This window comes from Corallococcus sp. CA053C (genome assembly GCF_003611675.1).
GTDB lineage: Bacteria > Myxococcota > Myxococcia > Myxococcales > Myxococcaceae > Corallococcus.
In genome coordinates this window covers 34,872-60,117 of sequence record NZ_RAWA01000012.1, presented here as the reverse complement: position 1 = coordinate 60,117, position 25,246 = coordinate 34,872, and the positions used below count along the sequence as shown (strand labels likewise).

Annotated in this window: 16 protein-coding genes; 6 read left to right on the top strand and 10 right to left on the bottom strand. The window is 70.3% G+C overall.

What is annotated here, in order from left to right; translation table 11 throughout:
- Nucleotides 1-240: 240 nt before the first annotated feature.
- On the bottom strand, nt 241-786 hold the full coding sequence (locus D7V97_RS03235) for a DUF2378 family protein (RefSeq protein WP_120609099.1): 546 nt from the start codon (nt 784-786) through the stop codon (nt 241-243).
- A 281-nt stretch (nt 787-1,067) separates the two neighbouring features.
- Here D7V97_RS03235 and D7V97_RS03230 point away from each other — a divergent pair, with 281 nt between their 5' ends.
- Together D7V97_RS03230 and D7V97_RS03225 are read left to right on the top strand one after the other, a co-directional pair.
- Nucleotides 1,068-3,227: an Ig-like domain-containing protein gene (locus D7V97_RS03230; protein ID WP_120609098.1), complete on the top strand. Its 2,160-nt coding sequence runs from the start codon at nt 1,068-1,070 to the stop codon at nt 3,225-3,227.
- Between the two features lie 90 nt (nt 3,228-3,317).
- On the top strand, nt 3,318-4,451 hold the full coding sequence (locus D7V97_RS03225) for a LamG-like jellyroll fold domain-containing protein (protein ID WP_147444669.1): 1,134 nt from the start codon (nt 3,318-3,320) through the stop codon (nt 4,449-4,451).
- 3 nt (nt 4,452-4,454) lie between these two features.
- Here D7V97_RS03225 and D7V97_RS03220 read toward each other — a convergent pair whose 3' ends face one another.
- Together D7V97_RS03220 and D7V97_RS03215 are read right to left on the bottom strand one after the other, a co-directional pair.
- Nucleotides 4,455-5,399, bottom strand: a complete 945-nt coding sequence (locus D7V97_RS03220; RefSeq protein WP_120609096.1) for a PEGA domain-containing protein — start codon at nt 5,397-5,399, stop codon at nt 4,455-4,457.
- Nucleotides 5,396-7,057, bottom strand: coding sequence for a serine/threonine-protein kinase (locus D7V97_RS03215; protein ID WP_147444668.1), 1,662 nt, complete (start codon nt 7,055-7,057; stop codon nt 5,396-5,398). Before D7V97_RS03215 ends, D7V97_RS03220 begins: the two co-directional genes overlap by 4 nt.
- Between D7V97_RS03215 and D7V97_RS03210 the strand changes: the two genes are divergently transcribed.
- Complete coding sequence (locus tag D7V97_RS03210; RefSeq protein ID WP_120609094.1) at nt 7,056-8,378, top strand: sigma 54-interacting transcriptional regulator; 1,323 nt, start codon at nt 7,056-7,058, stop codon at nt 8,376-8,378. The genes D7V97_RS03215 and D7V97_RS03210 overlap by 2 nt on opposite strands.
- A 4-nt stretch (nt 8,379-8,382) precedes the next feature.
- On the opposite strand, the gene D7V97_RS03205 is transcribed toward D7V97_RS03210, so the two are convergent.
- Complete coding sequence (locus D7V97_RS03205; RefSeq protein WP_120609093.1) at nt 8,383-9,405, bottom strand: serine/threonine-protein kinase; 1,023 nt, start codon at nt 9,403-9,405, stop codon at nt 8,383-8,385.
- Nucleotides 9,406-9,601: 196 nt separating this feature from the next.
- On the opposite strand from D7V97_RS03205, the gene D7V97_RS03200 reads away from it, so the two are divergent.
- Nucleotides 9,602-11,428 carry a glycosyl hydrolase family 18 protein gene (locus D7V97_RS03200; RefSeq protein WP_120609092.1) on the top strand — a complete coding sequence of 609 codons (1,827 nt, stop codon included), beginning with the start codon at nt 9,602-9,604 and terminating at the stop codon, nt 11,426-11,428.
- A 50-nt stretch (nt 11,429-11,478) separates the two neighbouring features.
- On the opposite strand, the gene D7V97_RS03195 is transcribed toward D7V97_RS03200, so the two are convergent.
- Nucleotides 11,479-11,940: an SMI1/KNR4 family protein gene (locus tag D7V97_RS03195; protein WP_120609104.1), complete on the bottom strand. Its 462-nt coding sequence runs from the start codon at nt 11,938-11,940 to the stop codon at nt 11,479-11,481.
- 190 nt (nt 11,941-12,130) lie between these two features.
- Here D7V97_RS03195 and D7V97_RS03190 point away from each other — a divergent pair, with 190 nt between their 5' ends.
- Nucleotides 12,131-13,582, top strand: a complete 1,452-nt coding sequence (locus tag D7V97_RS03190) for a hypothetical protein (protein WP_233582488.1) — start codon at nt 12,131-12,133, stop codon at nt 13,580-13,582.
- Here D7V97_RS03190 and D7V97_RS03185 read toward each other — a convergent pair.
- The 5 genes from D7V97_RS03185 to tal are packed head-to-tail and all read right to left on the bottom strand — an operon-like array spanning nt 13,565 to nt 23,128.
- Complete coding sequence (locus tag D7V97_RS03185) at nt 13,565-17,227, bottom strand: hypothetical protein (protein ID WP_120609090.1); 3,663 nt, start codon at nt 17,225-17,227, stop codon at nt 13,565-13,567. The genes D7V97_RS03190 and D7V97_RS03185 overlap by 18 nt on opposite strands.
- Nucleotides 17,224-19,257, bottom strand: coding sequence for a CHAT domain-containing protein (locus D7V97_RS03180; protein WP_120609089.1), 2,034 nt, complete (start codon nt 19,255-19,257; stop codon nt 17,224-17,226). The genes D7V97_RS03185 and D7V97_RS03180 overlap by 4 nt, the downstream gene beginning before the upstream one ends.
- Complete coding sequence (locus D7V97_RS03175; RefSeq protein WP_120609088.1) at nt 19,254-21,452, bottom strand: M48 family metalloprotease; 2,199 nt, start codon at nt 21,450-21,452, stop codon at nt 19,254-19,256. The genes D7V97_RS03180 and D7V97_RS03175 overlap by 4 nt, the downstream gene beginning before the upstream one ends.
- Nucleotides 21,453-21,476: 24 nt before the next feature.
- Entirely contained in the window at nt 21,477-21,998 is a 522-nt protein-coding gene (locus D7V97_RS03170) for a hypothetical protein (RefSeq protein WP_120609087.1), read from the bottom strand.
- An 8-nt stretch (nt 21,999-22,006) separates the two neighbouring features.
- Entirely contained in the window at nt 22,007-23,128 is a 1,122-nt protein-coding gene (gene tal, locus D7V97_RS03165) for a transaldolase (RefSeq protein WP_120609086.1), read from the bottom strand.
- Between the two features lie 208 nt (nt 23,129-23,336).
- On the opposite strand from tal, the gene D7V97_RS03160 reads away from it, so the two are divergent.
- Nucleotides 23,337-25,241 (top strand): transketolase, encoded by a 1,905-nt coding sequence (locus D7V97_RS03160; RefSeq protein WP_120609103.1) that lies wholly within the window; start codon nt 23,337-23,339, stop codon nt 25,239-25,241.
- Nucleotides 25,242-25,246 lie beyond the last annotated feature (5 nt).

Below are 25,246 nucleotides of genomic sequence, written 5' to 3'. Positions count from 1 at the left end.
GGCCAGCACCACCCCCAGGCCCAGGCCCGCCGCCAGCAGCGGCTTGCGCCAACGCGAGGGGCCTTCCCCGGGGGCGGAGATGGAAGCGGAGGTGTCTGGGGGCATGGCGGCCAGGAAGGTCGAAGGGGGTTGCTTTCCCTATTAGACCCGGAATTCCCCTACAGGCCACCACAAACCGACCCGTTGGTATCTTTTTCTGAGGTTACGAAAAAGCCCTCCGGTCCGGGGGAGGCCCCGCGCTCACGATTCCCAGCGCACCCGGTAGGCGCAGGCGTGGCCGTCGAAGTCGAAGGGTTCGACGTGGACGTTCCTGGCCCCGGCGCGGGTCAGCCCCGCTTCGATGATGCCCAGGAGGTAGCCGGGGTTGCCGTTGCACTCGCTCACCTTGATGGTGTGGTTCGCGCGGCCGTGGGTGATGAGCTGCGTCTTCATGTAGTTGTTCACCGTGGCGAAGCTCTCCTGCATGCGGGAGAGGACGCGGTCGGGTCCGAAGATGGGCCACAGGGACACGAGCGCCTTGCCCAGCAGGGTGTATTCCATGCCGGTGATGATGCCCTGGCCGAGCCTGCGGTAGCCCTCCTGCGCGTCCACGTCCGGGTAGAGGTGCGCCGCGGTGAGGCGCAGCGCCTCGGCGAAGACGCGGCGGGGCGTGTGGTGGGGGATCTTCTCGTCCAGGTCCAACCCGATGGCGCGCAGCTGCTGCTTGAGCTCCGGCGTGACGCGCTTGCCCGCGGAGCGCAGGAAGAGCCCCTCGATGGCATGGCGGTAGACGATCTCTTCACTCACGCATCACCCTTCCCACGCTCCCGTCCCACCGCGGGCTTGGAGCCGGAGGAGCATCCCTGGAACGGCCCTGCATTGCACTCGCGCGGCGGGTGCGTGCGGCGTGGGGGACCTGTCCTCTGCCGTGGACAGGTCCTGTCCTCCCGGCAGGTCAGGTGCGGGCAGGGAAGGACGCTGCTGCTTCTGGGAACACACGGATTTCAGCGGATGCGGGGCTGGTACAGCGATTGCTCAAGGGCGGGCCGGCAGCACTCCCCCTCGCTTCCTGGAGTTCATCCGTGCGAATGGCTTCACCTCTCCGCCGCATCCTCGGGCTTTGTTCCCTCTCCCTGCTGGCCGCGTGCAACGCGATGCCCGGGGAGGAGGGCGAGGACGTGCTGGCTTCCGAACCGGCCGCCCTGGCCGTGCCTTCCAACTTCCTCTACCGGCAGGGCAAGCAGCTCTACCTCAACGGCGCGCCGTATCAGATGGTGGGCGTGAATGCCTTTCCGCTGACGGGCTGTGGCGCGGCCCCCAATGACGCGCAACTGGATGCCTTCTTCGCGGGCCTGCGTCCCAACAGCCTGGTGCGCACCTGGGCGTTCAAGCCGCAGGGATTGGCGCGCCTGGAGAAGGTCGTGGCCGCGGCGGAGAAGTACAACCAGAAGCTGGTGCTGACGCTGGCCGACGGCCGCAGCTACTGCGGCGAGTGGGACGGCTACAACGGCAGCGATGGCAGCGGCAAGCAGCCCTCCTGGTACTCCAGCGGCTACCGCACCAACTACATCCCCTGGGCGCGCGAGGTCGTCACGCGCTTCAAGGGCTCCGCGTCGGTGGGCATGTGGGAGCTGCTCAACGAGCCGGGTGACGCCGACACCGCCACCATCAAGGCGTTCTTCAACGACGCGAGCACCACCATCAAGGGCATCGACCCGAACCACCTCATCAGCTCCGGCTCCTGGGCGCCGTGGGCCTACGGTGGCGAGGCGGGCTTCCAGTCCCTCCACGACGTCCCCAACGTCGACGTGGGCAGCCTCCACGAGTACGACTACGACTACAACAACGGCAACACCATCGTCTCCCCGCACTTCGCGCCGGCCCTGCGGGCGATGGACGCGCTCAACAAGCCGCTCATCGTGGGTGAGACGGGCATCCAGGCCGCGGACAGCGGCTGCCGCACCACGCGCACCGGGCGCCGGGACGCCATGCGCAAGAAGTTCGAGCAGTACCTCGCGGGCCGCGCGGCGGCCGTCTTCGTCTGGACCTGGCAGGCCACGACGCCGTCCGGCTGCGAGCTGAACTTCGGGCCGGATGATCCGATGCTGCCGATGATCAAGGCCTTCCCCCTGGCCCAGACGCCGCCGCCCACCGGCAACACCGTGCAGCTCAATGACAACACGGTCGGCACCGGCACGGGCCAGTTCGAGTACCTCGGCACCTGGGAGGTGAGCACGGGCACGGGCAAGTTCCAGGACGACGACCACTTCTCCAACACCACCAACTCCAGCTATGTGGTCCGCTTCAATGGCACGCAGGCGAAGCTGTACGCCGCGGCGGCCCCGCACCACGGCATCGCGACCGTGTCGGTGGACAGCGGCGCGGCGGTGGACGTGGACCTCTATGCCTCCGCCCGTCAGGACCAGAAGCTGCTGTGGACCAGCTCCGTGCTGAGCGCCGGGACGCACTCGCTCACGGTGAAGGTGTCCGGCCGCAAGAACGCCGCCTCCACCGGCTACTACATCAGCGCGGACCGCGTGGACGTGCTGACCGCGACGCAGGGCGACACCACGGCGCCCACGGTGAGCATCACCGCGCCCACCGGCGGCACGGTGGCCGTGGGCAACGTGACGGTGCAGGCGACGGCGGCGGACAACGTCGGCGTCGTGAAGACGGAGCTCTGGGTGGATGGCGCGAAGGTGTCCGAGGACACCGCGGCGCCCTACGCCTTCACCTGGGCCGCGACCGCGGGTCAGCACTCGCTGGTGGTGAAGGCGTTCGACGCCGCCAGCAACAGCGCGTCGAGCACCGCCGTGACGGTGACGGCGAGCGGGCAGACGACGGTCTCCGTGCAGCTCAATGACAGCGTGGTGGGCACCGGGTTGGAGCAGTTCGAGTACACGGGCACGTGGGAGGCGGGCACGGGCACGGGGAAGTTCCAGTCCGACGACCACTTCTCCAGCACCACCAACTCCACCTACGTCGTGCGCTTCAACGGCACGCAGGCGAAGCTGTACGGCTCCGCGGCGTCGCACCACGGCATCGCGGCGGTGTCCATCGACGGCGGCACGGCGGTGGACGTGGACTTCTATGCGGCCACCCGCCAGGAGCAGAAGCTGATGTGGACCAGCCCGGTGCTGAGCGCGGGGACGCACTCGCTCACGGTGAAGGTGTCCGGCCGCAAGAACAGCGCGTCCTCCGGCTACACCCTCAACGCGGACCGGGTTGACCTGACGGTGCTGCGCTAGGCCACAGGGGTACGACCCTTCCTGCGAACCATGCTGCTAGACTTCATCCAGATGCGAGCAGGAAGGGCCAGGCGGTCGGTGTGGGGCGGGGTGCTGGGGGGCTGTCTGCTCCTGTCATCCCTGCCCGCCGCTGCCTCCGATTGGTTCGCGGACGACTTCGAGACGGGCACGTTGGTCGTGGAGGATTCGCCCGCGGGCCGCTGGGACGATGCGGTGCCGTTCAGTCCCAACACCCTCGCCAGCGGAACGGCGGGGGCCCACCGGGGGCGGTACGGGTTCACCGTGGTGGACCGGGACAGCGTCTCCGGCTCGCAGGCGAGCATCAATGTCGTGCGGGCCTCGCTGACCTCCGAGTTCCACATGCGCTCGTGGCTGCGCATGCGGGCGGTGGGCACGACAGGGAACGTGGTGCTGATGCAGGGCCTGCCGATGCTGGTGGAGCTGCGGCTCGTCCTCCTGCCCGGGCTCCGCTGGGAGCTGGCGGCGCGGAGTGGTTCGGGCCGGACCTACGTGAGCCTGCATGGCTCGGACGTGGCGGCGGATCGCTGGTACCTGGTGGAGTTCGGCATCCGGGGACTGGGGACGACCTCTGGCGAGGCCCGGCTCTGGGTGGATGGGATTGAACAGGGGACGGCGCTCAGCGGGCAGGACTTCCGCGGCGCGGCCAACATGGTGGAGCAGGTCATGGTGGGCGAGCCGTGGAGCGACACGGGGACCTTCACGGGCTCCTTCGACTTCGACGACGTGCGGGTGAGCGCCGCGCCCATGGCCAGCCGTCTGGAATTGCAGCGGCCGGTGGCTGCGTCCGGGTCATCGGGATGCCTCGCGGTGGAGGTGTCGCTGCGGTCGTCCGAGAACGGGACGCTCGCGCCCTCGCCCTATGACGCCGAGGTGGCCCTGGCCGTGAACGGCGGCGCGGGCGACTTCCACGAGGATGCGGATTGTGATTCTCCCGTGGCGCGGGTGGTCCTTCCCAAGGGGGGCTCCGAGCGCCGCGTGTACTTCCACCCCAAGGACTCGGGCGGCACGGTGACGTTGACGGCGTCGCACGGGGATTTCCTTCCGGCTTCGCTCTCGGTCGATCCGGCCAACGTCCTTCCTGGGGATGGAGACGAGGACGGGGGCGGGCCCTGGACGTGCTCGTCGGCGCCTGGAGCCTTCGGGGGGCTGCCGTTGCTCCTGGGGGCGTGGCTCTGGCGCGCACATCGGCGGCGAGCCCGCTGAGGCCTACCGGCCGGGTGTGAGGCGCAGGCCGGAGACTCCCAGCAGGTGCGTGCTCCGGTACGTGTCGCTCGACGGGAGCCAGCGTCCGCTCAGCTCGGCGAAGACGTCGAACTTCCGGGAGAGGGAAAGGCTCGCGCCCGCGGACAGCCCTCCGCCGAAGAGGGCAGGGCCTCCCAACGCATAGCCATCCAAGGACAGGAAGAAGGTCAGGGGCCCGATGAGCCGAGGCGCCTGGGCGCCCACGCGCGCGGCGGCGCCGAACTGGCTTCCCACGGTGGCGTTGAGTTCGCCAAAGACATACGTGCCGGAAAGTCTCGCACCGGCTTCCATGCCCGCGCCCGACAGCGGGGCCAGCCCCAGCGCGGCCCGCACCTGGGCGCTGAACGCGAGCGTGGAGACGAAGGACGCGGACACTGGCGCGGGCGACGGAAGGACGACGCGCACCTGCTCCGTGCGGCCGGGACGCACCTTGACCTGGAGCGTGGTCAGCCCCGGGCCCACGTCCAGCGTGTGCGTGCCAATGGGGACCGACCCCTGCCACGGGGCCTGCCCGAGCTGGCGCCCGTCCAGGTGCAGCTCCGCTCTGGAGGGTTCGACGTCGACGGTGAGCACGCCCTGGAGCCGGGAGCGCAGGCTCTCGAAGAGGGTCACCACGGTGGGCTGCACGCGCTCCGGATCCAGGTGCGCGTCCGGATCCGCTTCGAGCGCCTGGGCGAAGGCGGTCTCCATCTGGGCGTACTGACGGAGGGCCGCGTGGACCTCGCCCTGGATGAGGCGCAGGCGTGCGATCTGTGTTTCATCGCGGGTCTGCCGCAGCCCTGCTTCCACGCGGGACAGCGCGGCTTCGAAGTCCGCTTCCGACAGGGCCTGGAGCGCCGCTTCCATTTCGCGGGGCTCGGTGCCGGGGGAGGCGAGCAGCAGGGAGAGCAAGAACCCAGCGGCGCTCATGGCTGGAGCTCGATGCGGACCACGGCCTTGGTTCCCGGGAGGACGTCCACCTGGCGCTGCTGGGGAGCGAAGCCGTCGCGCTCCACCCGGACGGAGTGCCGTCCTTCGGGCAGCTCCAGGGACACGGGCGTCGCGCCGTGGTGTTTGCCATCCACGCTGACGTCGGCCCAGACCGTCTTGCCGTCGTGCACGGTCACCACGCGCAGCTCACCCTGGCCGTGGGTGGCGACCTGCCGGGGGGCACTGCCCTTGAGGGCCGACGGCGCGGACCTGGCCGGGACGCGGGCCCGGTGGGTGGGGGCGGTCTTGGATACGGGCGCGGTGGTGGTGCGTGGCTCCGGCACGTTCGCCGCATCCGACGCGGAGGCCGCTGTCTTCACGGATGCCTTCGGCGTGGGCTCGGTCCCTGACGAGGAATCCGCTGACCTCGCGGGTCCTCCGGACGGTGCCGGAGCCACGGTGGCGGGTGCTTGAACCCCGGGCTCCTCACGCGCCACCGAAGCGTTCGGAGCCTCGTGCAGGTTCCGGAGCGTGAGCGCGCCAAAGACCAGGACAGCCACACCCACGCCCCCCAGCGCCGCCAGGGACAAGGGCCGCATGCGCTTCCGCCAGGGCACGCCAGGGGCGTGAGCCGGTGTCGCCGAAGGCATAGCTCCCTTCGGAGGACTCAAGGCCACACGCTCCGCGTCCTCCATCGCCGTGAGCAGCGCGAGCGCCCCCGCGTGACGCTGCTCCGGATTCATCGCGGTGGCGCGGACGAGCACCTCCGTCAGCGGCAATGACAACCACGGCGCCTGTTCCCGCAGCGCTCGCGCCGCATCGCGCGGCCCCTCCCCGAGAAGCCGACACGTGCTCGCGGGCGGCAGGCCCGTCAGCGCCTCCAGCAACACCAGACCCAACGAATACAGGTCCGCGCGGCCGTCGACCGGTTCACCCCGCGCCTGCTCCGGCGCCATGTAGCTGGGCGTTCCCAGCCGCAGGCCACTCCGGGTGGCCTCCTCGCCGCGGTGCTCCCAGAGGATGCCGAAGTCGAGCAGCGTCGCGCGCCCGCCGGGCGACAGGAAGATGTTCGCGGGCTTGATGTCGCGGTGCACGCAGCCGCGCTGGTGGATGAAGTCCAATCCGGCGCAGAGCTGCCTCGCCAGGGCGAGCACCTCCGCGACGGGCAGGGGACCGGGCACCGACCGCAGGTAGCGCGCCAGCGACATCCCCTCCAGGTGCTTCATCACGATGAAGGGCCGTCCGCCCTCCTGACCTACCGCGTGGATGGGCGTGATGTGCGGGTGCTCCAGCCGCGCCATCGCGCGTGCCTCCCGCTCGAAGCGCGCCACGCTCTCCGGATCCTCGCACAGCGCTTCATGAAGCAGCTTGATGGCCACGGTGCGTTCCAGCGCGACGTCCAACGCCCGGTACACCTGCCCCATGCCACCGGCGCCCAGCAACTCCTCCAGCCGCCACTTGCCCTCCAGCAGGTCCCCCGGTGTCAGCGAGCGCCGCGCCGACGTGCGGGCCCGCCACCCGGCCTCGCCCGCGTGTTGGGTGATGGCGGTGCAATCGGTGCACGGGGACCCCGCGAAGGGCAGGGGAAGCCCACAGGTGGCGCACGATGAGGGTTGCTTGTGGAGCGCCATGGGCGGTCCTATGTTGCCATAACCCATGGGCGCTTCCTCCACCGAGCCGCTCTCCCCTGGTGCCCTGGCGGAGGGGCGGCCCGATGCGCGCGGCCCCCGCTTCCGCGTCGTCGTGGAGATGGGCCCCGACGCACGGCGGGAAGTCGTTCTGGAAGGCACGCTGCTGGTGGGCACCCAGGTCGAAGGCGGCCTCCAGCTGAGCGACCCGACGGTGTCCCGCGTCCACCTGGAGTTGCAGGCCCGGCCGGAGGGCGTGCGGGTCCGCGACGTGGGTTCGCGCAACGGCACGTGGTCCCTGGGCGTGCGCATCCACGAGGTCACCGTCGCCAGCGAGGCCCGCTTCTCCCTGGGCAAGACGACGCTGCTCGTGGTGCCCGAAGCGTCGGACGATGCAGGGGCCCTCACGCCCCGCACCGCCTTCGGACGCGCGCTGGGCCAGAGCGCCGCGATGCAGCGGCTCTTCGGCGTGCTGGAGCGCACCGCGCGCTCCTCCTTCTCCGTGCTGCTGCTGGGCGAGACGGGCACCGGCAAGGAGCTGCTCGCGGAGGCGCTCCACCAGCACTCGCCGCGCGCTGGGAAGCCCTTCGTCATCGTGGACTGCGGCGCGGTGGTGCCGTCGCTCATCGAGAGCGAGCTGTTCGGCCACGCGAAGGGCGCCTTCACGGGCGCGCACGCCGAGCGCCAGGGCCACCTGGTGAACGCGCATGGCGGCACGGTGTTCCTCGACGAGGTGGGTGAGCTGCCGCTGGAGCTCCAGCCGAAGCTGCTCCGCGTGCTGGAGTCGGGCACGGTGCGCCGGGTGGGCGACAACGCCACGCGGGACGTGGACGTGCGCGTGGTGGCCGCCACGCACCGTGACCTCAAGGCGGAGGTGGCCGCGGGCCGCTTCCGCGCGGACCTCTACTACCGGCTCGCGGTGGTGCCGGTGCGGGTCCCCGCGCTGCGTGAGCGTTCGGAGGACATCCCCCTGCTCGCGCGGCACCTCTTCGAGCAGGCGGGCCATCCAGACTTCCCGCTGACGGACGCGCTGGTGCAGCGATTGGTCGGCTACGACTGGCCGGGCAATGTGCGCGAGCTGCGCAACTTCGTGCACCGCGTCCTCGCGGCCGGGGAGGTGGACCTGCCGGACGCGCAGCCGGTGAGTGCTGTCGCCGCGCCCCGGGACCTGAGCGGGCTGACCTTCAAGGAGGCCAAGGAGCAGCTGGTGGAGGCCTTCACCCGCGAGTACCTCACGGCGCTGCTCGCGAAGTGCGACAACAACATCTCGGAGGTGGCGCGCACGGCGGGGCTGGCGCGCAGCCACGTCCACGGCCTGCTCCACCGCTACGGGTTGAAGGCCGGCGGCTGAAGCCTCAGCCCTTCGTGGGCGACGTCGCGTGCGAGGACCCGGTGCTGAGCGTGGCGGTGGCCACCTCCCGCGCGCGGTCCTGGCCCCAGGGCAGCCGCCCCGCGCCGGGAAGGAACGGGGCCACCAGCTCGGCCAGCTCGGGCAGGCCCACCAGCGGTGCGCCGGCGGTGCGCAGCGACTGGTCGAACACCGTCCGCAGTTCCAGCAGCGACGGGCGCTGCGAGGGCGTCTTGGACAGCGCCGCCGTCACGCTCTTCTGGAGCGGCGCGGGCACGGCGGGGCGTACGGCCCCGAGCCCTCGCGGCACCTCCGTCAACACCGCGTCCATCGTGCGCGCCGGGCTGTCGCGCCGGAAGGGCTGCACGCCGGAGAGCAGCTCGTAGAGCGTCAATGACAGTCCATGCACGTCCGTCCAGGGCTCCAGCGGTGCCTCCCGGAGTTGCTCGGGCGCGGCGTACTCCAGCCGGGCCTTCACCTGTCCGGGCTGTGTCTCGGTCAGGCGCCCCGTCCGCCGCGCGATGCCGAAGTCGAGCAGCTTCACGGACCCGGTGTCGGCGAGCATCACGTTGCCGGGATGCAGGTCGCGGTGGATGAGCCCCAGCGGTTGTCCGTCACGCCCGCGCAGCGTGTGCAGGTGGGCCAGGCACTCGGCCACGGTCGCGGCGATGCGCACCGCGTGGGCCCATGGCAGCGGTCCCAATCCCGCTGTGCGGCGGGCTTCCAGGAGCTGCGCCAGCGTGAGGCCGTGCACGTACTCGAACACCAGGAACAGCAGCCCGTCCTGCTGCCCGAAGGCACGCAGCCGCGCGAGGTACGGGTGGTGGAGCAGGGTGGACAGGTGGGCCTCGTCCAGGAACTGCCGCACCCACGCGTCGTCGCCCGCGACCTCCGGGCGCATCCGCTTGAGCGCCACCAGTCGGTCCGGCCCCACCGCGCCCTTCACCTCCGCGAGGAACACCTCGGACATCGCGCCCAGGGCCAGGCGCTTGAGGAGGACGAAGTCATCGAGGTTCGGGCCCTGTGGCATGGGTGGACAATAACAGGCACATGGCCATTGCCCGGGGCGGGGTGGAAGCCCTCCGGTGGTTTGTCACGAGTGGGTTTCATCCTGAAGAAGCAGCGGACGGAGCCGGGGCCGTTGGGAATCTTTCGGGACGTTTGACCCGAATTGATGGGGTCCGTCCTCCCTTGGGCCGCACCTTCTCCCTGGGAGGCTTCACCCCATGCATCCCCCTCGTCCCCCCTCCCGCGCGGCCCGGTCCGCGCGGATGGCCACCGCCACGCTGCTCCTGCTGCTGTTCCCCGCCCTGGCCGCCGCGGCGGACCGCGGTGCCTGGGCCCCGAACGTCGCGTATGTCGTGGGCGACATCGCGTCGTATGGCGGCAAGGGCTACGACTGCCGGCAATCGCACACGTCCCTGGTGGGCTGGGAGCCGCCCAACGTCCTCGCCCTGTGGCTGGAGCGCACGGGCAACCCGCCCGCGGACACCCAGGCCCCCACCGCGCCCACGGGGCTGACGTCTCCGTCCAAGACGTTCGACAGCGTATCGCTCGCGTGGGGCGCTTCGTCCGACAACGTGGGCGTCACGGGCTATGAAATCTTCGTCAACGGCAGCGCGACGGCGGCGGTCACCAGCACGGCGGCGAATGCCACCGTGACGGGGCTCGCGGCGAACACCACGTACAGCTTCACCGTGAAGGCGCGTGACGCGGCGGGCAACCGTTCGGCGGCGAGCGCGGCGTTCAGCACCACGACGCCCACGCTGCCTCCGGTGGACACCCAGGCCCCCACCGCGCCCGGCTCGCTGCGCTCCACCGGCGTGACGGCCAGCAGCGTGTCGCTGGCGTTCAACGCGTCCTCCGACAACGTGGGCGTCACGGGCTACGAGGTCTTCGTCAACGGGGGTGCGACGGCCGCGGCCACGAGCACGACGACGAGCGTCACCGTGACGGGGCTCGCGGCGAACACCACGTATACGTTCACGGCGAAGGCGCGGGATGCGGCGGGCAACCGGTCCTCCGCGAGCAACAGCATCTCCGCGACGACGAGCAACACGCAGCCTTCGGGCAGCAAGGTGCTGGTCGGCTACTGGCACAACTTCGACAACGGCTCCACGAACATCCGGCTGCGCGACATCTCGTCCAAGTTCAATGTCATCCAGGTCGCCTTCGCGGAGCCGGTGCCAGGCGCGGGGTCGGGCACCATGGGCTTCACGCCGTACAACGCGACGGTCGCCGAGTTCAAGGCAGACATCGCCACGCTCAAGGCACAGGGCCGCAAGGTCCTCATCTCCCTGGGCGGCGCGAACGGCACCATCCACCTGGACGACGCGGCGGCGAAGCAGAACTTCGTGAGCAGCATGCAGGGGCTCATCAACACGTATGGCTTTGACGGCCTGGACCTGGACCTGGAGGGCAGCTCGTTGGCGCTCAACGGTGGTGACACCGACTTCCGCAGCCCCACGACGCCGCGCATCCTCAACCTCATCGCCGGCACCCGGCAGCTCCTCAACGACAACGCGGGCCTCCTGCTCACCATGGCGCCGGAGACCGCCTACGTGCAGGGCGGCTACGCGGCGTACGGCGGCCCGTGGGGTGCGTACCTGCCGGTCATCCACGCGCTGCGCGACCGGCTGACGTACCTGCACGTGCAGCACTACAACACCGGCACGGTGACGGGGCTGGATGGCCGCGCCTACGCGCAGGGCACGCCGGACTTCCACGTGGCGATGGCGGAGATGCTGCTGCAGGGCTTCCCCGTGGGAGGCAACGCCAGCGCCATCTTCCCGGCGCTCCAGCCCGCGCAGGTCATCATCGGCCTGCCGTCCTCGCCGCAGGCCGCGGGCGGTGGCTACACGACGCCGGCCAACGTGCAGAAGGCGCTGGACTACCTGATGAAGGGCCAGTCCTTCGGAGGCACCTACGTGCTGCGCAAGGCGGGCGGCTACCCGGGCTTCAAGGGGCTGATGACCTGGTCCATCAACTGGGACAAGTTCACCAACTTCGAGTTCTCCAACAGCCACCGCGCCTACCTGGACACCTATCAGTAGGCAGTGATGCCGCCGCCCACCGGGTGCATGCCGGTGGGCGGGGGCAGGCGCTATCCATCCAACCAGAAGAACGCATCTCCACTGGCCAGCGCCTTCTCCAGGAACTCACGGAAGGACGCGGCGATGGGGCGCACGCCTTCGGGGAAGGTCTCGTGGTACCCGTCGAGGATCGGGTAGCGGCCGTCCTTCGGATGGGCCACGTCGAGGATGACGTAGTCGGAGTCCTGAAGGTCGACGAGGGTGTACCAGGACGCCGGGCCGAAGCTGTCGTCGTCGCGTGGTCTCATGGCGGCCCGTGCGCGTTGGATTTCAGCGAGCGGCAGCAGGTGGTAGTTCGCGTGCGGGAAGCGCTTGAAGAGGGTGGCTCCGTCGCAGTGCAGGTAGAAGGCTCGCAGTTCCGGATCCAGCGTCCACCCGACCCGCGCCTCGAAGGCGGCGATCCGCGCGGGCGTCGCGGGTGGGTTGGGGAAGTGATGCCGGGTGAGCTCGGCCAGCAATGGGTCCAGCGGCATGTTGGCGTCCTCAGTCGGCATAGGGCTGGTCCGGCCCCACCGCGCGCCATCTTCCTCCGAGCAGCGGTCCGTTGCGTCTTCGGCGAAGATGCGGGACACCGAGTCCGTCAGGCCGCTGCACCTGGGGTCACCGACCCTTGTGCCGCGGTGCTGACGTCCTCTTACTGCGAGCCGAAGGATGCCCGAGCCCGTGAAGGATGAAGCGCTGCAGCTCCTGCTCGCTCGCGCCGACGACCGCCGGCCCGTGCTGGAGGAGGGGCTTCCGGCGGAGTCCACCCACGACGCACCGAGGCCCGCGCCGCTTCCTCGCCGCGCCGAGGGCGTGACGCTGGAGCGCTCCGACGCGAACCCGAATGACTTGGCCGCGCAGCGCTGGGGTGTCATCGCGCCCGTGGGCACGGCGGGCGATGCCATGCTCCACGCCATCGAGCCGCTCCTCCAGCACCGCGAGCAAGAGCAGGGCGTTCCCGTGATGCGCTACCGCGTTCCTCCCGGCATGGATGCGAACGCGGCCGTGCGATGGAAGGAGTCGGTGCATCGGGCCGAAGATGTCCCCGAGGAGGAACGACCGAAGTATCTGCTGCTGCTCGGGGACCTGCCGGACGTGTCCATTGAGTTGCAACACGTGCTCGCGCACGGTGCGTTCGTGGGGCGGCTCCACGTGGGCCTGCCCGACGGCGAGCCGGACCTCGCGGGCTACACGGCCTACGCGGAGAAGGTGGTCGCGGCGGAGAAGCGGGGCGCGCCTCCGGAGGCCCCCGACATGCTCCTCTACACGGCGCGGGATGGGACGACGGCCACCACCTCGGGACACAAGTTGTTGGTGGAGCCGTGCCTCCAGGTGATGGAGACGCGGTGGAAGGCGAAGCGGCCCGCGCTGAAGGTCCAGGAGGTTCCCTACGCCTTCGCGGGTCCGGACGCGCTGCTGGAGGCCGCGGCCAATTCGCGCTCGGCGGTGATGCTCACGGTGGCGCACGGGTTGGGGCGGCCCTCGAAGGGCTGGGCTTCTCCCCAGGAACAGCGGGCGATGCAGGGCGCGCTGACGCTGGGCGGAGGTCCCCCGCTCACGGGGGCGCTGCTGCGGGACACGCCCTTCCTGCCCGGGGGCATGTGGTTCAGCGTCGCGTGCTTCGGCGCGGCAACCCCCCCGAACAGCGCGTTCCACGCGTGGCTGGATCAGATCGCCAGGGCTGGCGGGTTCGCGGGCCGTCCCGCCTCCGTGCTGCACAGCCTTCCCAAGGCGGGCGAGCGTCCCTTCGTGGCGGCGCTGCCCCAGGCCCTGCTGGCGAATCCGCGAGGCCCGCTGGGCATCATCGGTCACAGCGACCTGGCGTGGACGCTGGGGTTCCTGGACACGGAGGACATGACGCGCAGCCGCGCCTCGCGCGTCCTCTCCGCGCTCCAGGTCTTGTCCCATGGCAGCCGCGCGGGCGTCGCCCTGGACGCGCTGATGAGCGCGTACCGTGGCGTCAACGACGCGCTGCTGGAGGGCTACCGGGCCCGGCAGGACGCGCAGTTGTATGGCGTTCCGGACCCCGTCGACCCGAAGCGACAGGGCTACCAGTGGATGCTGCGCAATGACTTGCGCGGCTACCTGCTGCTCGGAGACCCCGCGGCGAGGCTTTCAGGGCAGCAGCCGTGAGGTCGGTAGCGGCGTCACAAGCGGATCCCGTCCCTGGATCCGCTCACACTCCGCATAGCTGCTCCGCGCCTGCTCCTCGCCTTCGTCCAGATAGCTGCGACGCACATCCGGGGGAAGGCAGTCCTTGTTGATGGAGCGAAGCCGCCGCTGAAGCTCCGGAACATCCAGGGGCCAGAGCTGCGCCGGTCCATAGGCGCAGGCCACCAGTACCTGTCGCCCGTCCGGACTGAACTCGGCGGACCCGACCCCCGTAACACAGTCCTGGAGCACCAGGGACGCTCCCGTTCCATCCGCCCTCCACAGCCGCGCGGTCCTGTCACTCGCGGTCGTCAACACCCATCGGCCATCCGGGCTGAACCCGGCGGAGTGAACGGAATCTTGATGCCCGTAGAGCACCACGGGCGTGCCCGTTCCATCCGCCCTCCACACCCGCGCGGTCCTGTCCGCGGAAGCCGTCACCACCCACTGGCCATCCGGGCTGAACCGCGCGTCGCCGACCCAGTCCTGGTGCCCCTTGAGCACCACGGGCGTGCCCGTTCCGTCCGCCTTCCACACCCGCGCGCTCCCGTCGGCGTAAGCCGTCACCACCCATCGGCCATCCGGGCTGAACCGCGCGGACGTGACTTTGCCCGCATGTGCCTCCAGCACCACGGGCGTGCCCGTTCCATCCGCCCTCAGCACCGTCGGAGTTCGGGCCGACACGATCACGACCCACTGCCCGTCGGGGCTGAAGTGGGCGGAGACCGCTTCCTCGTCGTGCCCCAGCAGCCGGGGTGCTCCGCTCCCGTCCGCCTTCCACAGCTGGGGCGCGCCCCCGATGATCCCGGTCGTGGTTATCACCCACTGGCCGTCCGGACTGAACCGCGCTGAACCGAGGGACCTGATCCGCGCCCCCAGCACCACCGGGGGGCCCGTCCCATCCGCCCTCCACACCCGCGCCATCCCGTCCTTGGAGACCGTCACCACCTGTTGCCCATCCGGGCTGAACTCGGCGGAGTCAACGTAGCCCGCGTGCCCATCGAGCACCACGGGTGCTCCCGTCCCTTCCGCGCGCCAGACGCGTGCCGTTCCGTCGACGCCCGCAGTGACGACCCGCTGCCCATCCGGACTGAACCGCGCGGACAGGACCGTGTCGGCCGGATCCTCAGGTCCCTGGAACACCACGGGAAGCTCCAGCCGGGTCGCCTTCCAGACCCGCAGCATCCCGTCCATGGAGGTCGTGACGATCCGCTGTCCGTCCGGGCTGAACTCGGCGGAGCCAACGTAGCCCGCGTGCCCATCGAGCACCAGGGGCGTGCCCCTTCCATCCGCCCTCCACACCCGCGCGCTCCCGTCCCAGGACGACGTCACCACCCACCGGCCATCCGGGCTGAACCGCGCGGACCTGACGCCGGCCGCATGTCCCTCCAGCACCACAGGCGTGCCCGTTCCGTCCGCCTTCCACACCCGCGCTGTATGGTCGTCGGAAGCCGTCACCACCCACCGGCCATCCGGACTGAACCCGGCGGAGTTGACCTTACCCTCATGCCTCTTGAGCACCACGGGCGAGCCCTTCCCATCCGCGCGCCACACCCGCGCCGTTCCGTCCTTGGAAGCCGTCACCACCCATTGCCCATCCGGGCTGAAGTCGGCGGAGGAGACGGGCTTCGTGTGCCCCTTGAGCACCACGGGCGAGCCCTTCCCATCCGCGCGCCACACCCGCGCCGTCCTGTTGTCGTACGACGCGGTCACCACCCGCCGCCCATCGGGGCTGAAGCGCGCCGAAAGGACAACGGCCTCGTGTCCGTTCAGCACCACGGGCGAGCCCTTCCCATCCGCGCGCCACACCCGCGCCGTTCCGTCCTTGGAAGCCGTCACCACCCATTGCCCATCCGGGCTGAAGTCGGCGGAGGAGACGGGCTTCGTGTGCCCCTTGAGCACCACGGGCGAGCCCTTCCCATCCGCGCGCCACACCCGCGCCGTCATGTCGTCGGAGGCGGTGGCCACCCATTGCCCATCCGGGCTGAACATGGCGGAGTTGACGCCAAGCTCATGCCCCTTGAGCATCACGGGCGTGCCCGTCCCATCCACGCGCCAGACCCACGCCCTTCTCGCCCACGAGGCCGCCGCCACCCGCTGGCCATCCGGGCTGAAGGCCGCGACCTCCAGCGAGTCCGCCCCCTGGAACGTCAGCTCCGGAAGGGGTTCCTTCAGGAAGTCATGCGCCAGCTGTGTCCACCACCGCGCCTGCGCGGGGTCGGGCACTTCGAGGAGCAGCTTCGTGGCCATCACGGTGTAGCCGCGGCTTTGCAGGTCGCGAGCCCCCGTTATCAATGCCAGTCCTCGCGCGTCTCGCGCCTGCTTGACGGCTTCCCGCGTCGCCCGGATCGCGTCGCCCCTTGCCTGCTCCGCCGAGGACCGCTCTGTCACAGCCCAGATGAGCAGCAGGGTCATCATTACCGCCACGCCCGCAGCCACCGAGGCCAGGACGATGAGTTTGCGCCGCTCGGCCGCGTCACGCCGGCGCCGTCGCTGCTCCGACTCATGCTCGATGCGCTGCTGCTTGAGGTCGAACACCTTGCGCGCGAGCCAGTCGTGTCCCAATTCGAAGTACCGGCTGCCCTGGTGCTGCTCCGCGTGCAGTACCGCCGCTGCTTCCAGGTGCGTCAGCACTTCGTCCGCGTGCTGGGGCGGCAGCTCGGCGCGGGCCTCCTGCTCTGTCAGCAGCGTCCGGCTGCCGTCGCTCGCGATGAGGTACTGCTCCAGCAGTCGGCGCGCTGCCCTCTTCTTGTCGGAGCCGAGCGCATCCAGCGTCGCCTCCAGGTAGCGGTGCACCATCGGCTCTGCGGCGACGGGCTCCACGGCCTGTCCCCGCGCCCGCTCGTCCCACAGCGCCCGGCAGACAATCTGCGCGAACGCGGCCTGCACCTCGGCGTCGTCGTCCTGATCACCCTGGCCCGCCATGCGCACCTGCCGCATCAGCCCGCGCACCTCCTGCTCGGACCACGGCTGCGTGGGCAGGCCCTTCTCGGTGGCCAGCCGGCACGACACCTTCACCATCTCGCCCACGGTGAGCGGCCCCAGCCGGAAGCCCTGCTCCAGCAACTCGCGCCTGCCCCGCACGCGGTCGCGGAAGCGCCCCAGGTAGTCCTCGCGCATCGCCAGCACGAGTTGCAGCCCGCGCACCGGCTTGCGCGCCAGCGCGTCCAGCCCCTTCAGCAGCGCGCCCGTCGCCTCCACGTCGCGCCCGGGCAGGAAGAGCTGTTCCAATTGATCCAGGTAGATGAGCACCGGCCGGTCCGACCGCTGTGAGGCGAGCTCCAGCGCCGCGTCCAGCGCCTGCACCGTCCCCGCTTCCTCCGGCGGCGGCCCCAGCTCCAGCTCCGTGTGCATCGTGCGCACGAGCCGCGCCAGCGGGGCCTCCCCCGCGAGCCACCCGTCGATGCGCACCGTGCGGAACTCGTGCGCCTCCTCCAGCAGCGGAATCACCCCGGCCTGCATCACCGACGACTTCCCCGCGCCAGAGGGCCCGAAGAGCGTGAGACACGGGTGCGCGAGGATGCGGTTCACCAGCCGCTGCGTCACCGTCTCACGGCCGAAGAAGCGCTCGCGGTCCGCCGCGCGGTAGGGCTGCGGCCCGAGGAAGGGATTCACCGGGCCGCTCATCGCGCGCCTCCAGTAGTCACCGCGCCGAGGGCCTCTGCCACCGCGCCTGCTTCCGCCTGCACTACCTGGACGCCCGCGCCCGCGGGCAGGCCCCGGCCGGACTTCCACGACTCTGCCTCATGCACCCCGGGCTCCAGCAGCACCAGGCTCTTGCGCGGCAGCGGCCGGCGTCCGAACAGCCGCGACAGCAGCATGCGGTGGTGCCACGCCAGCAATGACAGTCCCATCAGGAGCGCGGGCCGACTGTCCATCGTGCCCAGGATGGCGTCCGCCAGGTCCGGCGGCAGGACGGACTCCAGGTCGCGCACGCCGTGCAGGTAGTCGTCTTCCGTGAGCAGGGGTGTTTCAAAGACGTGGTCGGGCAGGTAGCCCCGGTACAGCCGCACCAGCGCCACGTCGCGCGACGGATCGAAGTCCGACGGCAGCGCGTCGAGCGGCTCCCAGTCCTGCCCCGGCAGGCGACGACGGATCAGTGCGGAGCCCTCGTCGGGCGTCGAGGGTTGGATGACATAGAGCGGCAGCTCCGGCCGGTGCAGCGCGAGCGCCTGCTCCAGCACGGGCATGCGCAAGAGCGTGATGTGCACGCCGGGTTTCAGTCGCCGCGCCAGCGCCTCCACCAGCGGCAGCGTGGGCGTCGCATCCCGGAACACCTCCTGGAAGTGCGAGTCCAGCGTCTTCGGCCCGAAGCGCAGCGTGAACCGCTGCGCGAGCGCGCTCATCGGCAGCGCCTCCGGGACGGCCCAGGGCGTGCCTCGCATCCGGCCGTGCAGCAGCTCCCGCAGGTCCTCGTCCGTGGCGCCCCCGTGGTCGCCCAGCACCAGGGAGAAGGGACGTGAGACCAGGTCCAGCAGCCCGCGCAGGGACGGGTCCTCTCCTCGCACCGGCTCGGCCTGCACGGGCGCACGAGGCGCGGTGTTCGCCCGGGCGGGCCGGAAGGAGAAGAGGGTGGTGTCACTGCCCCGCAGGTACAGCACGGGAGAGAACGCCTCGGCGCTCTCTCCGAACTCCGTCAGCACCGTGCTGCGCGCGTCGTGGAGGCAGCGGGCCACGTCGCCCCGGTGCCGCGTGTCTCCCACCAGCGCGCGGTAGAAGGCCCGCGAGCATGCGCGCGCCACGTCTGTCTTCACCGGCCACAGGTGCGCCACCACCGCGTCCGCGCCGCCCTGCGCGAGCAATTCCGCCGCGCTCGTCAGCGTCCCGGGTTGCGCGCCCTGACAGGCTTCGAGCACCACCAGGCGCAGGTCGCCCCGGAAGGCTCCCGCCAATTCCTTTGCCAGCAGCTCCACGGGAAGCCACGCGGGCGCGCCGTCCGCGTCCGTGAGTTCGAGGACCGGGGCACCGCGCGCGTCCACGCCGCCATGACCGATGAAGTGCAGGATGTGCGGCGCGGGCTCCGAACGGAGCCGGTCGATGACGTAGTCGCGCCGCGAGCGGGGCCCCACGAGCGGCTCCATCCACTCCAGCGCGCCGGAGTCGATGGCCGGTTGGAGCATGGCGCGAAGGCGTGCAGGCGCCTCCACATCCAGCGGCGACACGACGAGCAGCCGCACCGCCCCCGTCACCTCACGCGGAAGCCAGGGCTTCGTGGACTGCACCCCGCGCACGATGCACAGCTCCGGTGAGATGCCCAGGAAGTCGAGCGCCCCGAGCGGTCCACAGAGCGCCTCCCACGGAAGGGCCTGGAGTTCTCGGTCGCGAGGCAGGAGCCTGAGCAGCAGGGGCTTCTTGCTCCCGGTGTTGCGCAACACGCCCCGCAGTTCGAGCAGCACCTCCTGGAGCCCGCTCCGGAAGAGCGCGGAGTGCAGCTCGCGCGCCTGCTCGGGAGACTCCAGGCGGGCCCCGCGCACGGCCGCGTCCCGCACCCACTCGCCGAAGCGGCGGAGGGCCTCGGGCGAGTGCGCGGGCCCCAACGTGTGCGGCGGAGGTTGTTGGCCCCCGCTGCCTCGCGCCGTGGCGCTGACCTCATCGCCTGCCCGCGCGAGGTCCACCTCCAGCCAGAATCCGGGCCCTGCCGATCCGCTCGTGCTCATGCGAGCGGCAGCCTACCCCTTTCGCTCCAGGGGCCCGAGCCCGCCTGCCCGGCCCCCCGCACGGCACACACCCCCAGCGCCGCGACCAGTGAGAGCACGGCCCCCAGATTGAGGATGGCCTTGAGCGTGAGCCAGACGAAGGCCAGGTCCACGTTGCCGCCGAAGAGGAGGTTCAAACCCAGCACTCCCACCGTCATCAGGGCCCCCGAAACAGTGGCCGTGAACAGGCCCTGCAGGACCCCGAGCCGGGGTGCTCGGGCCGCGGCCAGGGCCGCTGCTGCCGCCTGGAGCAGGGCCGCGAACCAGACCTGCCCTGCGAAGAAGACCGCCAGGAAGAGTGGGGTGCGTCGCGTCGCTTCCTCCACGCTGGAGACCAGCACGAGCCGGACGAGCAGCAGGAGGAAGAAGAACACCATGCTGGGAATGACCCCGCGTCTCCAGTCCAACCGCCATGGGCCTGGACGCGGCGGCACGAGCGGATCCGAAGACGTCGCAACAGCTTCCCTCCGTTGCGGCCAGAACCGTGCGGCCCAGGGGAACGCCCAGGCAACCACGCTCGTCATCAGCAAGAACCCGGAGGAGGTCATCTTCAGGTAGCCGTATCCCCCAATGAAGAGGGCGAGCCGGGCCGGGTTCCCGCCCTCCTTCACGACCTTCGCGCTCTCGCGGAGCAGCGTGAGCTGGGAAAGCCACTCCACCAGCGCGGCGCTCACGAGGAGCAGGCATGCCGCGCAGGCCAGGTAGCGCGCACGGGAAGCCCCGACCACCGCCAGCCACTCCAAGGCGCAGACCGTCATCCACTGGAAGAGCAGTGCCAGGCTGGCCACCAGCACCAGGGCCCAGGGCAGGCTCCCGAGCACATACCGCGCGAAGAGCGGGACGGTCATCGTCTCGAGGGCCTTGTCGAACGACAGGAACTCTCCCAGCACCAGGCCCACGCCCAGGCAGAGCGCCAGCTTTGGCCCCACACCGCGCAGGGACTCTCCGCGCCTCGAAGCCGAGAACGCCGTACGCCAGAGGCCCAGTCCCGTGATGCAGATGGCCAGGGGAATGAAGGCAAGCGCCGCCCCCTCACGGGTGAAGTCGCGCAAGGGAGTCCCCGCCAGCAGCCACATCAGGAACTGGTCCATGTCGGCGAAGGCGACCATGGCCAGCAGCCCCACCGCGAAGGCCTCTCCCCAGGCGGGACGGGACAGACGCTGCTCCCCCGTCAGGACGCGGGCGCGGCTCTCCGGGGGCGGATGGTTGCGCAGCAGCTCACGCCAGCGCCCACCCTTCGGCCGCGGCAGCGCGGCCACGACGCGCTCCAGTGCACCACCCTCCGGCCCCTGCAGCTCCGAGGCACGCAGGTCGGCGTAGAGCTCACGAACCCGCAACACCGAGTTGCGCACCAGCACCACCAGCCCCGTGAGCACGACCATCCGCCAGGCGGTATGGAGCGTCCAGGGCCAGGCGGACTTCATCGCATGCGTGAGGCCCTGGAGGAGATAGGGGAGGAGCGCCACCAGCAGGAAGCCCCACCAGAGCGCGACGGAGAAGAAGGCCTTTCCCACGTCCGCGTTGCGCAGGTGTGCCAGCTCATGCCGCAGGACCGCGTCGAACAGGGGGCGGTCGCTCTGGAACTGCTTCACCAACCCGCCGGAGAGCGCCACCCAGTGACGTCGCGTCCTTCCGAAGACATGCCCACTGGGTGAGGGATTGAAGGGAGCGAGCACGAACCGGGGCTGGCGTTGGAGCCCGGCCTCGCGACACAGCCCGTCCAGGTGGCCCATCAGCTCGGGGAACTGCGCGCCCTTCAAGGGCACCAATCCCTTTCGTCGGAGGGTCCAGGCAGGGAGCAGCCAGAAGAGGACCGCGCTTACGCCCAGGAGCAGCGCCATCCCGACAGAGATTCGCAGGGTGAGCGCCTTCACATAGGGCCGCATGCACGCTGCTTCCACTGGGCTCGTCATTTCCACAGGCGGGTCGGCCGTCGTCAGCCTGGCCATCGCCCCCTGGAGCTGCGCCTCCGCCGACTGGAAGGAGGTCTGCATGCAGGCTTCATCCGGGACGGCGCCCACCGGGAGGGTGCGGAAGAAGAAGGTGCTCGCACCGAGCACGGAGACGAGCAGCAATACGAACCGGAGGCTCGTGTTCGAAGGGAAGGCAAAGGCATCAAGCCGGGGCGAGACCCCGGGAAGGGAGGTGGACGTCATGGGACACCTCGTCAGGCCAATCCCTTACGCGGAGGGCTGTGGCACCGCCGTGGCCGCCGCCATGGACAGACTTCCGACCATGGAGTCGGCGAGCAGCTGCGCCTTGTCCTCGGGGAGGTCGACCTGGTGCGCCTGGGCCAGCGCGATGGCGTGGACCTTCACGAGCATTTCGGGCGTCAGCCCTTGAAGGACCGCCTTCGGCGGGTGCGTCTGTGCTCGTGAGGGTTTGAACCACTGGAAGACGCGCTGGACCAGCGACTTCAAGAACCCCGAGCCTTCCTCCTGGAGGTGCTTGCCCAGCTCCCGTGAGATGAACCGGGCGACCTCGGCGGCCACCTTCAAGGCCACCGGGGTGATGAGCATCGCGGCGTCGGCGACGCCGAAGCCCAGGGGTTGCTCCTTCGAGGACGGCTGCGCGAGCGCGCGTTCCGGGTCGCGGAAGTAGACCTCGCTCATGGCCCCGAACAGCGGGAGCTCGTCGGGGGCACTGCGGCTGACAAAGGCTTGCGCCAGCTCAGCCGTCAGGTCCCTCTCCTGCTCATTCATGGTTCCCCCTACTGTTTCGCGAGCTTCTCCCCCACCGCGGACAGCAGCTTGTCGAAGGACTCCTCGAACAGGCGGATGCCGTCGGTGGCCAGCTCGTCGGTGACCGTCTTCATGGAGATGCCGCTCGTCTCCAGCTGGCGCATCGTCGCCTCGGCGGCCGGGAGGTCCTCCTCCAGGCTGGGGCGCACCTTGCCGTGGTCTCGGAATGCATCAATCGTCGCGGGCGGCATGGTGTTCACCGTGTCCCGGCCGATGAGCTCCTCCACGTACAGCACGTCCCGAAGCTTCGGGCTCTTGGTGCTGGTGCTCGCCCAGAGCACGCGCTGCACCCGGGCGCCCTTCTTCGCGAGCGCCTCCCACCGCGCGCCGCTGAAGACCTCCTTGAAGGCGCGGTAGGCGAGCTTCGCGTTCGCGATGGCCACCTTGCCGCTCAGCGACTCCAGCGCCTTCTGCTGCTCGGCGGTGACGCCCGCCTTCACCTTCTTCTCAATCTCCTTGTCCACGAGGGCGTCGATGCGACTGACGAAGAACGACGCCACGCTCGCCACCCGCGACACGTCTCCGCCCGACGCGGCGAACTTCTCCAGGCCGGCGACGTAGGCGTGGGCGATCTCCCGGTAGCGCTCCTGGCTGAAGAGCAGCGTCACGTTGACGTTGATGCCCTCCGCGGTCAGCTGCTCGAAGGCCGGGACGCCCGGCACCGTGCCCGGGACCTTGATCATCACGTTGGGCCGAGCGAGCGTCTTCCACAGCCGCCGCGCCTCCTCCAACGTCCCCTTCGTGTCGAGCGCCAGCCGGGGCGACACCTCCAGCGACGCGTAGCCGTCCTGCCCCTTCAGCGAGTCATAGACGGGCCGCAGGATGTCCGCGGCGCCCTGGACGTCGCGCACCGCCAGCTGTTCGTAGACGTCGTTGCCGGAGACGCCCTTGCCCTTCGCCGCGTCGAAGAGGTCCTGGTAGTCCTCGCTGCCCGACACCGCCTTCTGGAAGATGGTGGGGTTGGACGTGAGCCCCTTGAGCCCGTCCCCGTCGATGAACTTCTTCAGGGTGCCCTGCGTGATGTAGCTGCGCTGGAGGTTGTCCACCCAGAGGGATTGACCAAACTCGGCAAGCTGTCGAAGCGGGTTCATGGGTTTCTCTCCGGTGGGGGCCGCAAGGCTCCCAGATGGCGTTTCCTGAAATTGCTCACGTCCGTCCCCCCAGGTCCAAGCGGGCGGGCGGGCACTCGCGGATTCTGCCTGGGACTGGGGCCAGCGGGGCGAAGCGCTTCTCCTGGGCCTGGGCAGTCAACACAGTACGGAGGGCACCGACGTGCCCCCCACCCCCAGGAGCGAAATGATGGCGGACACCTTGGCGGACCTCGCGGCGCAGCTGCGCATCGACAGCATCCGGTGCACCACGGCGGCGGGCTCGGGACACCCCAGCTCCTCCATGTCCGCGGCGGACATCATGGCGGTGCTGTTTCAGAAGTACCTGCGCTTCGACTTCCAGCAGCCGCGCGCCCCCAACAACGACCGCTTCGTGCTCTCCAAGGGGCACGCCTGCCCGGTCCTCTACTCCGCGTTCAAGGCGGCGGGCGCCATCGACGACAAGGAGTTGATGTCTCTGCGCAAGTTCGGCAGTCGGCTCGAAGGTCACCCCAACCCGCATGTGCTGCCGCTCGTGGACGTGGCCACGGGTTCGCTGGGACAGGGGTTGGCCATCGGCGTGGGCATGGCGCTCACCGCGCGGCTGGACGGACTGCCGTTCCGCACCTACGTGCTCATGGGCGACAGCGAGACCGCCGAGGGCTCCGTGTGGGAGGCGTTCGACAAGGCGTCCCACTACAAGCTCGACAACCTCTGCGCCATCATCGACATGAACCGGCTGGGCCAGAGCACGGAGACGGAGCTGGGCTGGAACGGCGAGGCGTATGCCGCCCGGGCGCGCGCGTTCGGCTGGCACGCCATCACGCTCGACGGCCACGACCTGGACGCCATCGACCGCGCGCTCGCCGAAGCCCAGTCGAAGCAGGGCCAGCCCACCTGCCTCATCTGCAAGACGGAGAAGGGCCGCGGCTCCTCGCTCATCGCGAATCAAGACGGCTGGCACGGCAAGCCGCTGCCCGAGGACAAGGCCCGCGACGCCATCCAGGAGCTGGGGGGCGAGCGCCACGTGCGCATCGACGTGAAGAAGCCGGACGCGCTGAAGCCCTCCGGTCAGGACGCCGCCGCGCCGCTGAAGCTGCCTGGCTACGAGGTCGGCCAGAAGGAGGCCACCCGCAAGGCCTACGGCGACGCGCTGCTGGCGCTGGGCAACGCCCGCCCGGACGTGGTGGCGCTGGACGCGGAGGTGTCCAACTCCACGTACTCGGACGCGTTCCGCAAGGCCCACCCGAAGCGCTACTTCGAGATGTACATCGCCGAGCAGAACATGGTGTCCAGCGCGGTGGGCATGGCGGTGCTGGGCAAGCGCGCCTTCGTCAGCACCTTCGCGGCCTTCCTGTCGCGCGCGTATGATCAGATCCGCATGGCGGCCATCTCCAACGCCACGCTGCACCTGTGCGGCAGCCACGCGGGCGTGTCCATTGGTGAGGACGGCCCTTCGCAGATGGCGCTGGAGGACCTGGCGATGATGCGCGCGGTGGGCGGCAGCACCGTGCTCTACCCGAGCGACGCCAACCAGACCGCGAAGCTGCTGGCCCAGGTGGTGGAGCGCAAGGGCATCAGCTACCTGCGCAGCACCCGGGAGAAGACGCCGGTGCTCTACCCCGCGTCGGAGGAGTTCCCCATCGGCGGGTGCAAGGTGATCCGCCGGTCCGACCAGGACGTGGCGACGGTGGTGGCCGCCGGCATCACGCTGCACGAAGCGCTCAAGGCCTGGGCGATGCTGAAGGAGGAGGGCATCGCGGTGCGCGTCATCGACCTCTACTCGGTGAAGCCGGTGGACGCGAAGACGCTGCGCGAGGCCGCGCGCGAGACGCACGGCAGGCTCATCGTGGTGGAGGACCACTGGGCCGATGGCGGGCTCGCGGACGCGGTGCTGGAGGCGTTCACCGGCGAGCGCCAGCGGCTCCCCTCGGTGGTGCGCCTCGCGGTGACGAAGCTGCCCGGCTCCGGCAAGCCCGCGGAGCTGCTGAACGCAGCCGGCATCGACGCCGAGCACATCGTGGAGGCCGTCACGTCCTTCGTGGAGGACGTCACCCTGGACACGGAAGGGAAGGGGAAGCCCCAGGAGCAGGCCTGGAGCCACCCGGACGCCTGAGCCCC